General features: G+C 38.3%; 11 protein-coding genes. 6 read left to right on the top strand and 5 right to left on the bottom strand.

Features of this window, described 5'->3' with window-relative positions; all coding sequences use genetic code 11:
* Nucleotides 1–5 precede the first annotated feature (5 nt).
* The 5 genes from rnd (at nt 6) to ASU03_RS11700 (ending at nt 4,127) form a co-directional block, all read left to right on the top strand.
* A complete protein-coding gene (rnd, locus tag ASU03_RS11720) occupies nt 6–1,145 on the top strand; it encodes a ribonuclease D (RefSeq protein WP_057832253.1) in 1,140 nt (379 codons plus the stop codon).
* A gap of 148 nt (nt 1,146–1,293) precedes the next feature.
* A complete protein-coding gene (locus tag ASU03_RS11715; RefSeq protein WP_057831979.1) occupies nt 1,294–1,587 on the top strand; it encodes a YcgL domain-containing protein in 294 nt (97 codons plus the stop codon).
* Entirely contained in the window at nt 1,587–2,630 is a 1,044-nt protein-coding gene (locus tag ASU03_RS11710) for a lytic murein transglycosylase (protein ID WP_057831978.1), read from the top strand. Before ASU03_RS11715 ends, ASU03_RS11710 begins: the two co-directional genes overlap by 1 nt.
* A gap of 53 nt (nt 2,631–2,683) precedes the next feature.
* Nucleotides 2,684–3,205: a YcgN family cysteine cluster protein gene (locus ASU03_RS11705; protein WP_057831977.1), complete on the top strand. Its 522-nt coding sequence runs from the start codon at nt 2,684–2,686 to the stop codon at nt 3,203–3,205.
* 28 nt (nt 3,206–3,233) lie between these two features.
* Nucleotides 3,234–4,127, top strand: a complete 894-nt coding sequence (locus ASU03_RS11700; protein ID WP_057831976.1) for a DMT family transporter — start codon at nt 3,234–3,236, stop codon at nt 4,125–4,127.
* A gap of 128 nt (nt 4,128–4,255) precedes the next feature.
* Here the strand turns inward: ASU03_RS11700 and dsbB are convergent, their stop codons facing one another.
* Together dsbB and nhaD are read right to left on the bottom strand one after the other, a co-directional pair.
* A complete protein-coding gene (dsbB, locus tag ASU03_RS11695; protein ID WP_057831975.1) occupies nt 4,256–4,774 on the bottom strand; it encodes a disulfide bond formation protein DsbB in 519 nt (172 codons plus the stop codon).
* 142 nt (nt 4,775–4,916) lie between these two features.
* Nucleotides 4,917–6,317, bottom strand: a complete 1,401-nt coding sequence (gene nhaD, locus ASU03_RS11690; protein ID WP_057831974.1) for a sodium:proton antiporter NhaD — start codon at nt 6,315–6,317, stop codon at nt 4,917–4,919.
* A gap of 275 nt (nt 6,318–6,592) precedes the next feature.
* On the opposite strand from nhaD, the gene fadR reads away from it, so the two are divergent.
* Complete coding sequence (gene fadR / locus ASU03_RS11685) at nt 6,593–7,306, top strand: fatty acid metabolism transcriptional regulator FadR (protein WP_057831973.1); 714 nt, start codon at nt 6,593–6,595, stop codon at nt 7,304–7,306.
* A gap of 40 nt (nt 7,307–7,346) precedes the next feature.
* Here the strand turns inward: fadR and ASU03_RS11680 are convergent, their stop codons facing one another.
* The 3 genes from ASU03_RS11680 to ASU03_RS11670 are packed head-to-tail and all read right to left on the bottom strand — an operon-like array spanning nt 7,347 to nt 12,170.
* On the bottom strand, nt 7,347–8,885 hold the full coding sequence (locus ASU03_RS11680) for a SpoVR family protein (protein ID WP_057831972.1): 1,539 nt from the start codon (nt 8,883–8,885) through the stop codon (nt 7,347–7,349).
* Nucleotides 8,886–8,905: 20 nt separating this feature from the next.
* Nucleotides 8,906–10,183 carry a YeaH/YhbH family protein gene (locus ASU03_RS11675; RefSeq protein WP_057831971.1) on the bottom strand — a complete coding sequence of 426 codons (1,278 nt, stop codon included), beginning with the start codon at nt 10,181–10,183 and terminating at the stop codon, nt 8,906–8,908.
* A gap of 52 nt (nt 10,184–10,235) precedes the next feature.
* The gene (locus ASU03_RS11670) at nt 10,236–12,170 is read right to left on the bottom strand and encodes a PrkA family serine protein kinase (RefSeq protein ID WP_057831970.1); all 1,935 of its coding nucleotides are present in this window, start codon (nt 12,168–12,170) and stop codon (nt 10,236–10,238) included.
* Nucleotides 12,171–12,417 lie beyond the last annotated feature (247 nt).

Genomic DNA, 12,417 nt, shown 5'->3' with positions numbered 1-12,417 from the left:
AAATTATGCATTATCAATTAATTGAAGATCAGCTCAGCTTAAATAAGTTATGTGAGCAACTCGCTAAGGCTAAAGTGTTAGCCATAGATACTGAGTTTGTTCGTACCCGTACGCTATATGCCAAGCTTGGTTTACTTCAGGTTTGTGATGGTAAGCAACTTGCCCTTATTGATCCCCTTGCCATTGATGATTTAACACCTTTTTGGCAATTGCTCACCAATAGCAAGATCACTAAAGTGTTGCATGCCTGCTCAGAAGATTTAGAAGTTTTTTTGACTGCAGGAAATTGCCAACCGGTAAATTTAATTGATAGTCAAATCATGATGTCATTTCTGGGGCATGGCCTATCTTTGGGCTATGCTGCTATGGTAAAGCATTTCACTGATATCGAATTAGATAAGTCTGAGTCACGTACTGACTGGACTAAAAGGCCGTTAACGGAAAAACAACTAGTCTATGCCAGTGCCGATGTTGATCATTTGTTCTTGCTTTACCCAACATTATTAGCGGAACTAACGCAAGCGGGTTTTTTAGCCTATGCAAAGCTAGAAACGCAAAATATGATTGATAAAAAATTCACACCAGTGAATGAAAGTGACATGTATCTTAATATTAAAATGGGGTGGCGTTTAAATCCTAAGCAATTAAATGTGTTAAAGGACCTGGCAACTTGGCGCTTTCAACAAGCACAGAAACGTGACTTGCCTATTGGCTTTATTGCTAAAGATCATACCTTAATGGCATTAGCGCAAAGTAATCCGGTCAGTGTTAGCGCTATGTTAAACCTTGAAGGGGCGGAAGTTCTCGATATTCGCCACAAAGGTAAAGCTATGTTGGCAGTGTTAGCTAAAGCGGATAAAACTGAGGTAAGTGACTATCCAGAAACAATTAATCGCCTCGATGATTACCCCGCTTACAAACAAACGTTTAAAAAAGTAAAAGCTTTCTTAGTGCAGGTAAGTGAACAAAATGGCTTAGCGATAGAAAATATTGCTTCAAAAAAGCAAATCAATCACTTCTTAACGTGGCAATTTGGCCTTAACGGTGCGCGCAGTAGTGCGAAAAAAGTTGAGTTATTATCAAGTTGGCGTAATGAGTTATTTGGTGAAGCTTTAACAACGTTTGCGAAACAAGGTTATAAGTAAATTATTTATAGCCTACCTTTTATGTCAGCAGTCTGCTGCATTTATATTTTTGTTAATATTATTTTCTTAAGTCACTATAGGGTTCACCCTAGGCTCATGATATATTAAATTAGCAATACAATTTTTCCGTTAACTATAGGTCTCCATTATGCTATGTGCTATTTATAAAAGTCCCCGAAAGGACCAAACCTACATTTTTGTTAAAACTCGTGACGACTTCTCTGCAGTGCCGGAAGACTTGATGAAGAAGTTTGGCACGCCAGAGCTCGTTACACTCATTAATCTCGATAACAAAGATAAATTAGCCATGGCTGATTTAGAAAAAGTGAAAAATAACCTAGTTGAAAAAGGTTTCTTTTTACAGTTACCGCCACCACCAGAAAACTTATTAAAAGCACATAAAGCTGCTATGGATGCTAAAAAAGAGCAAGGAGAGCTCTAATGAGCTTGCTTATAAAGGCGATTGGCTTATCCGTCGTGATAACACTGGCTATGAGCAATCAAGCAAAGGCGGCTAAAACTGAGCTAACAGCAGAGGGCTTTGCTGATTATGTGATAACCCTAAAAGCGGATGCCTTAGCACAAGGATTTAGCCAAGCGTTAATTAAAGAAAGCTTTGCCAAGGTAAAGTTTCATAAACGCGCAGTTAAAGCTGATAGAAGCCAACCTGAGAGTAGAGAAACATTAGATACTTATCTACCTAAACGTGTACCAAAGTGGAAGGTAGAAAAAGCGAGGGCCTTATACAAAGAGCACCAAGTATTATTAAGCCAAGTCGCTGATCAGTACCAGGTACAACCACGTTTTATTATCGCGTTATGGGGCCTTGAAACTAACTTTGGTAAATTTACCGGTGGTTACAATGTCATATCTGCTTTATCAACTTTAGCCTATGAAGGCAGACGCGAAGTATTCTTTAAAAAGCAATTAATGGCTGCGCTGACCATCTTAGAGGAAGGACATATTAGCATTGAAGATATGAAAGGTTCGTGGGCCGGGGCTATGGGACAAAATCAGTTTATGCCTACGTCCTTTTTGAGCTATGCTGTTGATGGTGATGGTGATGGTAAAAAGGATATCTGGCAAAACCAAGCCGATATATTTTCATCTATGGCAAATTACTTACAAAAAGAGGGTTGGAGTGATGAGTTGACTTGGGGTCGCCAAGTTAAGTTACCTAAAGGCTTTGATAATACTCTAGCCATTCCAAAAAATACCGGCAGTCGCAAAAACTGGCTAAAAGCCTGGTCTGAAACAGAAAAAACACTGGCTCAGTGGCAAGCCCTTGGCGTGCGACGGGCGGATGGTACTAATTTGCCCAATGTTAATATTAAAGCGGCGTTAGTTTTTCCCGATGATGAAAATGGTCGGGTATATCTTGCTTATGATAACTATAAGAGTTTAATGCACTGGAATTTATCGTATTATTTTGTCAGCTCAGTGGGTCTTCTATCTGATCGGATAAAGTTTCCACCTATCCAATAAATCAATTAGCAATGTTAGTTAGTAACGTTAATGAATAAAGAAAGTAGTAGTAAATGAACAATACAAAAACAGTAGAACAGCCTTTTTGGCAAACTAAAACCCTAGCAGAAATGACTCGCCCTGAATGGGAATCCTTGTGTGATGGCTGTGCTAAATGCTGTCTGAATAAATTTATTGATGACGAGCATACTGATGAAGCGGCGGAGCTTTTACCGACCGACCATATCAAAGAGGGTGAACAGATCTTTTACTCTAATATTGCTTGTCATTTGCTCAATGAGAAATCTTGCCAATGTTCTAAATATGAGCAACGTACCACGTTAGTACCTGACTGCGTACGTTTATCACAAGATAATATTGATGCGGTGTTTTTTATGCCGCCAAGTTGTACCTACCGCCGCCTACAAGAAGGACGAGGTATGCCGTCATGGCACCCTTTGTTGCATAATGGGAAAAAATCAGCAATGCATAAAGCGGGTATGTCGGTAAGAGGGAAAATAGTCAAAGATAATGAAGTCAGTATTGAAAATTTTGAAGATTATATTGTCCTTTGGCCATTAAATGATATTGATTAAGCCATACTAAAATAATGCACAGCTTATCATGAACAACACCGGTCAAAGTCCTGTAGTGGTAAATGTCGAGCAACAAAGCTTGCTCTATTTACATATCGCCGTTTTTCTTTTTGGTGGTACCGCGCTTTTTTCTAAGCTGATTGGCTTGCCCGCGCTTGATATAACGGTGTACCGGACGGGTATAGCCGCCTTGGCACTTTTTACCTTGCTCACGTTGCAAAAGAAAAAAATCACTTTAGCCAGTAGGAAAGACTATGGTATTGCCTTATTACTGGGTGTGGTCGTCGGCATACACTGGGTTACTTATTTTGCCGCGATGCAAATGGCCGGGGTCACTGTTGGTATCATTGCTTTTTTTACTTACCCGGTAATAACGGTATTTATTGAACCGCTGTTTAATAAAAGTTTGCCAAAAGTAAAAGATATGCTGATGGCTGTAGTGGTTATTGTCGGTATTGTCTTGTTAATACCTGAAATAAGCTTGGGTAATCAAATAACTCTCGGTATTGTTACCGGAATATTTTCAGCGGTATTTTTTGCCTTAAGAAATATCCTACATAAAAATTATTTTTCCCATTATTCTGGGCCTCATACCATGCTGTATCAAACATTAGTTGCTTGTTTGATGCTGTGCCTTTTTATTGAGGTACCACTAGGGCAAGTAACCGAAAGAGACTGGTTATTGCTGTTATTGGTTGGTATCGTCTTTACTGCGACTCCTCACGCCCTATTTGCCTCAAGTTTGCGGCATTTGTCGGCAACTACAGCGGGTTTGATCTCTTGCTTACAGCCCTTGTACGGTAGCGTACTAGCCTTTATGCTTTTACATGAACGTCCTAACGTTTTAACTATGGTCGGCGGACTAATGGTGGTCAGCGCCGCTATATTTGAAACATGGTCAGTGAGTATGGGCAGGCGTTAATGCGGTTTATTTAATAGCCTTACTCAAAAAAGGTCAGCAACGAGTAAACTCCGTATAAGAAAAAGAGCAGACACTGTTAACGCTAGCATCTGCTCTTTTTATCTTCACTTCGACCTATGTCTTATCTCTTATGGCTTTTTCGCACAGATAAGACGATTAACAAGGACAACAGCGAAGGCTAGGGTATAAAGAGCATAAATAACCACCATCCACTGAGGCATACTGAAGCCGAAAAACTGCCAGCTTATCTCGCCACAATCACCCGTTGCTTCAAATAATAAGGGTAGCCATTGATGTAAAGGCGCCCAAGTCGGGAAGTTAGGAATAAACTCGCAGCTAAAAAAAAGTGAACCGCTGTTCGCTTGCATGTCAACATGCTCTAAAGCTATGATGAACCCCCAAATTGCGCTCCCCCCCCAAGATAGATAGGCCAATGTTCTGGCAAATACATTTTGACAACCGACAGTGCCAATAACGCCGGCGGAAAATATTGCCAAGATAGCCAGGCGTTGATAGACACACATAATGCAAGGCGCTAAATCCATAACATATTGAAAAAATAAAGCAGATAGCTCTATGGTTAGAGCTGAGATAGCCAGTAGTAACCATGGTTTTTGACGTGTGGTGATATTGCTTAAGTAATTCACAAAAGATCCTTTAACAAATTGAGTAAAAAAAAAGCTCCTAACCAAATAGAAGCTTTTTTAAAAGGTACCATGAAGAAAAAGCTGCTTGGCTTTCTCCTGACATTAATATGACATTATTAATGTCAGCATTTAATACCGATGATTAGTTTATTAATAAATGCACATAAATACTGGCAGCGTAGCCAAGGGCAATTACCGGCGTCCATTTTAAGTGACTAAAGAAGGTATAATAGCCACGTGCTTGTCCCATTAGCGCAACACCCGCAGCAGAGCCAACAGATAATAAACTACCACCGACACCCGCCGTTAGCGTAACGAGCAACCATTGGGTGTCTGACATATCAGGGTTCATGGTTAATACCGCAAACATCACCGGGATGTTATCAACAATGGCCGATAATAGACCGACTATAATATTGGCATTTGTTGCCCCTAATTCGCCGTACATGAATTCTGAAGCCATGCCTAAGTAACCAATAAAGCCTAAACCACCAACCGCTAAAATAACGCCGTAGAAGAAGAATAGTGTATCCCATTCGGCTTTGGCAATTTTGTCAAAAATATCAAAATCATCATTAATTATATGGCCGGTAGGTGAATCTGATTTGTCGATTTCACCTAGACCTGATTGACGAAGGTAGTAACCAAAGAATTTCAAATAAGATAAACCTAACATCATGCCAAATACGGGTGGTAAATGTAGGAAGTTATGGAAAGATACTGCCGTAATAATAGTCAAAATAAACAAGCCTACTATGGTTAACCCGCCTTTTTTGATCGGCGTCATTGCGCCTGAAATAGCACTTGGCTTACCTGTAGGTATAAAGAATTGCATAATAAAGGCAGGAATAACAAAGTTCACTACAGCTGGTAAGAATAGCGCAAAGAATTCAGTAAACTCAAGAATACCTTTTTGCCATACCATTAGGGTAGTAATGTCACCAAATGGGCTAAATGCACCACCGGCATTTGCGCCAATGACAATATTGACACAACTCATGGCAATAAATTTAGGCTCATCTTTACCAACCGCTAAAACTACCGCACACATAATAAGTGCAGTGGTTAAGTTATCTGCAATAGGTGAGATAAAGAAGGCCAGAATACCGGTTAGCCAAAATAGCGTTTTATAGCTAAAGCCTTTTTGTACTAACCAATCGCGCAGAGCATTAAAAACATCACGCTCTAACATGGCATTAATGTAAGTCATAGCGACTAATAAAAAGAAGAATAACTCGGTATATTCTAAGAAATTATGACGAATGGCTACGGCAGCAGCGTCTGGCATACCTTGAGAGTTATAATAGGCAGCAATTAATATCCAAATAAGGCCGGCAGCAAGCAGTACCGGTTTTGATTTTCTCAGGTGCAACTGTTCTTCTAAAATAACCAGAGTATAGGCTAGAACAAAAATTGCTATAGCGGTGTAGCCAATCCAGTGACCTGTTAAATCAATATTTTGGTGTGCTGCCTCGACAGCAAAAGCCATGCTTGGAAAGAGCACCGCAGATAACGCCAGTAAAACGTATAAAAGTTGTTTCATGTAATTCTCTAAATGGGCTGTGAAATTGTATGCAATTTTAGCGATTATTATTAGCTTGGAATTCTATCAAATTTTTAACTGAATGACACAACAAAGCCTTTGAAATTAATTAATTTTATTGGTATTAGTTATCAATTTGACTTTTAACAAGCGAATGCTTAGTTTTTACTTTCACCAGCGAGTAATTGTAAGGCTCTTGTGCATAACTATACTTCTGGTACAATCTGTTGGAAATCCATCCTCAATTTACAACTATTATCAGGTAATTATAGTCAATGGTCATAAAAGCTAAAAGCCCAGCAGGATTTGCAGAACAATATATCGTTGAATCCATTTGGAATGGTGGTTTTCCTCCCGGCACTATATTACCTGCAGAGCGTGAACTATCGGAACTTATCGGTGTAACACGTACCACCCTAAGAGAAGTCTTACAGCGTTTGGCTCGTGATGGCTGGTTAACGATACAACATGGAAAACCGACCAAAGTTAATAATTTTTGGGAAACCTCTAGTTTAAATATCCTAGAAACGTTGGCGCAATTAGACCAAGAGGGAATTCCTGATTTAGTTGATAACTTATTATCAGCTCGTACCAATATCAGTGCTATTTATGTCCGTGGTGCCTTAAAAAACAACCCAGAAAAAGCCATAGCAACCCTTGAAGCCTATAAAGACGTTGAAGACACAGGTGAAGCTTTTACTAAATTTGACTATCAGTTAAATAAAGATTTAGTCGTCGCTTCTGGGAACTCTATTTATTTACTTATTCTAAATGGTTTGGGTGGTCTGTACTCTCGTATTGGTAACTTGTATTTTTCTCACCCTAAAGGGCGTGAGATCACTAGAGCATATTACCAAACGTTAATAGAGTTGGCTAAAGCCGAAAAGTATGAAGACGCAATATTTGTAGTTCGTAAATACGGCATTGATTCTGGCGCACTATGGGCTGAGTTAAAAGATGATGTTTTGAAAGAATTATCTGTCGATTAATTTTTAATCGCTATGGTCAGCAATTTTAAATAAAGACGATTTAATCGTCTTTATTTTTTTGTGAACAGCTGGCAATGATCTTATCTTCACCTGATTTCATTTCTTGCACAATCTTAACGTCAAAGTGCCATAAATAATGCAGGTGCTTTAATACCTCATCTTTTGAATCGCCAAGCTCTACACCATTGTGTGGCGTGTATCTAAGGGTTAGCGCTCTGTCACCATCAACATTTGCGTCAATTATTTGGATATTTACTTCAATATTACTGAGGTTATACTGATTTGCTAGGTTTTGACGAACTTTTTTATAGCCTTGCTCATTATGAATAGCACCAATTTCAACATAATTATTGTCACTATCATCATTAATATGAAAAAATTTAAAGTCACGCATTAGTTTTGGCGATAAATATTGGCTGATAAAACTTTCATCTTTAAAGTTTTCCATGGCAAAATGTAACGTATCTAGCCAGTTACTGCCCGCTATTTCAGGAAAATATTCTTTATCTTCTTCTGTTGGGTGTTCACAAATACGTCTGATATCAATGAACATATTAAAACCTAAAGCATAAGGATTTATACCTGAATAATATTTACTGTTGTATTTAGGTTGAGCAACGACATTAGTATGACTGTGTAAAAACTCCAGCATAAATTTATCTGTGACTAAGCCCTCATCATATAAGTGGTTTAAAATAGTGTAGTGCCAAAAACAGGCCCAACCTTCGTTCATCACTTGAGTTTGTTTCTGCGGGTAGAAATATTGCGATATTTTCCTGACGATTCTGACAATTTCTCTTTGCCAAGGTTTGAGCAAAGGGGCATTTTTCTCAATAAAATATAAAAGATTTTCTTGAGGCTCTTTGGGAAATATGTTTTTTTTCTCATCGTCTTGCTGTGCTTTTTTAGGGACAGTGCGCCATAAAGCGTTTACCTGTGATTGTAAATATTCAGCACGTTCAGATTGTCTTCTAAGTTCTTCATCGAGTGATATTTTTTGTGGTCTTTTATAACGGTCAACACCATGACTCATTAAGGCATGACAGGCATCTAAAGTAGCTTCAACCTCACTGATACCATATTTTAGTTCACACTTGGCAATATAACTTTTGGCAAAAAGTAAGTAGTCGATAATTGAACTGGCATCAGTCCATGATTTAAATAAATAATTTCCTTTAAAGAAAGAGTTATGACCATAACAAGCATGTGCCATGACCAGTGCTTGCATGGTCATGGTATTTTCTTCCATCAAGTATGAAATGCAAGGGTTTGAATTTATTACAATTTCATAAGCTAGGCCCATCTGGCCTCGTTGATAGTTTTGTTCCGTTTGAATGAATTTTTTGCCGAAGGTCCAATGACTATAACCGATAGGCATGCCCGCACTGGCATATGCATCCATCATTTGTTCCGCCGTGATCACCTCTATTTGATTGGTATAAGTATCTAGACGGTAAAAGTCAGCAACACGCGCAATCTCTCGCTGATATTGTCCAAGCAAGTCAAAAGTCCAATCTGGACTATCGTCTAAAGGCGTTACTTTAGTTTTTTGAGCGGTATCATCATTAGTGTTTGTCATCTATCACCCCATTTAATAAGTTACGTGGCACTTTGTGTGTTCTTTTTGAAAAGCTCCCTAAATACCGGGTAAATATCAGCGACTGATTTGATATGCTGCATGGCAAAGTTCGTATTAGACTGCTCCACTTGTTGATAGTGTTTCCATAGGGTTTGGTGTGCTCTTTGGGTTATTTCTATATAACTAAAATAGCGGCTTTTAGGCAGTATTTGTTGCTGTAAAATTGTTTGACAGCGGGGCGAGTCATCTGCCCAGTTATCGCCATCAGAAGCTTGGGCACCATAAATGTTCCATTGATTATCATTATAGCGTTCGCAGATAATATCATTCATTAACTCTAAGGCACTTGATGCAATTGTTCCGCCGGTCTCTTGGGAGTAAAAAAATTCATGTTCATCGACTTCTTTCGCTTGGGTATGGTGCCGGATATAAATAACATCAATATTTTTATAGGTGCGACTAAGAAATAGATATAGTAAAATATAAAAACGTTTTGCCATTTCTTTCGTTGCTTGATCCATCGAGCCTGAAACATCCATTAAGCAAAACATTACCGCTTTTGACGTAGGGACTGCTTGCTTAGTATAATTACGAAAACGTAAGTCGAAAGTATCAATAAAAGGTACTTTGGCTATTTTGTTTTTTAGTGCTGTAATCTCAAGTCGCAACGCACGCTCTTGTTGAATATGATCATGGGTATCTTGACTCAGTGCTAGAAGTGCTTGCTCGAGCTCTTTTAACTTTTTACGTTTTGAGGTGGTCATTGCTATGCGACGGGCAATGGAGCCTTGCAGTGATTTAACAATATCTATATTTGATGCCACACCCTCTGAGCAAAAACCACTGCGCACCGTTTTATATTCAATCATTTTATCTAATTGATTTTTCTCAAGGTTGGGTAGCTCTAAGTCTTCAAAAAGAAGGTTTAGATATTCTTCCTTTGAAATTGAAAAGGTAAAGTCATCTTCGCCTTCTCCGCTATTACTAGCATCTCCTTGGCCAGCACCTTGGCCTTGCTGTTTCGGCGGACGAGGGATTTTATCACCAGGAGAATATTGATCATTACCTGGATGTACTCTATCTTTTACACCGCCATCACCTTGATGGAAAATCGGCTCGGATAAATCCTGTTTGGGGATAATGATGCTTTCACCAGAATCTATATCTGTCACACCTCGTTGGTTTATTGCATCCGAGACAGATTTTTTAATTTGATTTTTATAACGCCTTAAAAAACGTTGCCGATTAACGGTACTTTTATTTTTACTGTTAAGACGTCTATCAATAAAATTGGCCATATATTATCCTTATCTCTTTTTTAGCTTATCCATATTGCGCAAGAGATACGACTTAAGAAGACTTTCTAACCCGTAAATACCACTCAGACAATAAGCGTACTTGCTTTTGGGTATAGCCTTTTGTCATCATACGTTTAACAAAATCATCATGTTTTTGTTGGTCATCGCTTGATGTCTTAGCATTAAAAGAAATAACAGGTAATAAATCTTCAGTATTGGAAAACATTTTTTTCTCAATAACGATACGTAGTTTTTCATAGCTAGTCCAAAGTGGATTTTGACCATTATTATTGGCTTTTGCCCGTAGGACGAAATTAACAATTTCATTACGGAAATCCTTCGGGTTGCTTATACCTGCTGGTTTTTCAATTTTCTCTAATTCATCATTAAGAGATTGACGATCAAATAGCTGACCGGTCTCTGCATCTCTATACTCTTGATCTTGAATCCAAAAATCTGCATAAGTGACATATCGGTCAAAAATGTTTTGTCCGTATTCGGAGTAAGACTCTAAGTAGGCGGTTTGTATTTCTTTACCAATAAACTCAATATATTGAGGGGTCAGGTAGCCTTTGATAAATTCCATATAGCGATCTGCGGTTTCTTTGGGCAGTTGCTCTCGTTCAACTTGTTGCTCTAATACATAGAATAAGTGCACAGGGTTTGCCGCGATTTCAGCACTATCGAAGTTAAATACCCGAGATAAAATCTTAAAAGCAAAGCGAGTAGAAAGTCCTGACATACCTTCATCAATGCCAGCATAGTCACGGTACTCTTGATAGGATTTTGCTTTTGGATCGGTATCCTTAAGTGTCTCGCCATTATAAACACGCATTTTTGAATAAATGCTTGAGTTAACAGGGTCTTTTAAACGAGATAAGACCGAGAATTGCGCAAGAATATCTAAAGTATCTGGCGCACATTGCGCCGTTTTTAATTCACTGTTTTCAAGTAGTTTTTTATAGATCTTAACTTCTTCAGAAATACGCATGCAATAAGGCACTTTAACAATATATACCCGATCTAAGAATGCTTCGTTGTTTTTGTTATTTTTAAAAGTGGTCCATTCAGATTCATTTGAATGGGCAAGTATAATTCCGTTAAATGGTAAAGCTGAAAGACCCTCTGTGGGGTTATAATTACCTTCTTGGGTGGCAGTCAGTAATGGATGCAGCACTTTAATAGGTGCTTTAAACATTTCAACAAATTCCATTAAGCCTTGATTGGCACGACACAAAGCGCCTGAATAGCTATAAGCATCCGCATCGTTTTGAGCAAAATGCTCAAGCTGCCTAATATCGACTTTACCAACAAGCGCTGAAATATCTTGATTATTATCATCACCAGGCTCTGTTTTAGCGATGGCAATTTGATCCAAAATAGAAGGGTAAATTTTTACCACTTTAAATTGAGCAATATCACCTTTATATTCATTTAAGCGTTTTGCCGCCCAAGGAGAAATAATATTGTTCAAGTAACGCTCTGGGATATTGTATTCTTCTTTTAAGATTTTACCGTCTGAATTTGCATCAAATAAGCAGAAGGGGTGATCATTTACCGGACTACGTATGCCATTGGCACTTAAAACATAAATAGGCTTTTGTTGCATCAGGAATTTTAATTTTTCAGCTATTGAGGATTTACCGCCGCCTACCGGGCCTAATAAATACAAGATCTGTTTATGCTCTTCTAATCCTTGTGAAGCATGTTTTAGATAAGAAACTATTTGCTCAATGGCTTCCTCCATGCCGTAAAAATCTGTAAAAGCAGGATAGCGCTTAATAACCCTGTTGGAGAATATCCTACTGAGTTTCGGATCTGTGGCTGTATCTACCATTTCAGGTTCACCAATGGCAAGAAGCAAGCGTTCTGATGCACTAGCGTAAGCTAGATTATCGTCTTTACAGATAGTTAAAAATTCTTGCAAGCTAAATTCTTCTTGTTGGGCTTGTTCATAACGTGTTTGATAATGTTGAAAAATACTCATAACTACCTCCAAAAGAGCGAAAAACTATCCATTTAAGATGAATTAGCAAAAAGTTAGTACCTAACAGCTTGTAAAGGTAAAGTAAAAAGTAACTGCTATAATTTAAGGTTAGTTGTTCTGGCTGATTTTGCTAAGAAATTTATAGAATTAAATTGTAATTGCCCAGAAAAATCCATGAGAGATCAATTAGCTATTGTTTTGTACAATCATGGTAATGACTGTTTTTTTGCTTGAAAGCATAGTAGGT

This window comes from Colwellia sp. TT2012, assembly GCF_001440345.1.
GTDB lineage: Bacteria > Pseudomonadota > Gammaproteobacteria > Enterobacterales > Alteromonadaceae > Colwellia.
The sequence above is the reverse complement of the archived record's forward strand: the minus strand, read 5'-3'. Positions and strand labels throughout refer to the sequence as shown.

Coding starts and splice junctions, on each gene's coding strand:
- fadR (WP_057831973.1), top strand. CDS start 6,593: ATGGTCATAAAAGCTAAAAGCCCAGCAGGATTTGCAGAACAATATATC.
- ASU03_RS11705 (WP_057831977.1), top strand. CDS start 2,684: ATGAACAATACAAAAACAGTAGAACAGCCTTTTTGGCAAACTAAAACC.
- ASU03_RS11675 (WP_057831971.1), bottom strand. CDS start 10,183: ATGGCCAATTTTATTGATAGACGTCTTAACAGTAAAAATAAAAGTACC.
- ASU03_RS11670 (WP_057831970.1), bottom strand. CDS start 12,170: ATGAGTATTTTTCAACATTATCAAACACGTTATGAACAAGCCCAACAA.
- nhaD (WP_057831974.1), bottom strand. CDS start 6,317: ATGAAACAACTTTTATACGTTTTACTGGCGTTATCTGCGGTGCTCTTT.
- ASU03_RS11680 (WP_057831972.1), bottom strand. CDS start 8,885: ATGACAAACACTAATGATGATACCGCTCAAAAAACTAAAGTAACGCCT.
- rnd (WP_057832253.1), top strand. CDS start 6: ATGCATTATCAATTAATTGAAGATCAGCTCAGCTTAAATAAGTTATGT.
- ASU03_RS11700 (WP_057831976.1), top strand. CDS start 3,234: ATGAACAACACCGGTCAAAGTCCTGTAGTGGTAAATGTCGAGCAACAA.
- ASU03_RS11710 (WP_057831978.1), top strand. CDS start 1,587: ATGAGCTTGCTTATAAAGGCGATTGGCTTATCCGTCGTGATAACACTG.
- ASU03_RS11715 (WP_057831979.1), top strand. CDS start 1,294: ATGCTATGTGCTATTTATAAAAGTCCCCGAAAGGACCAAACCTACATT.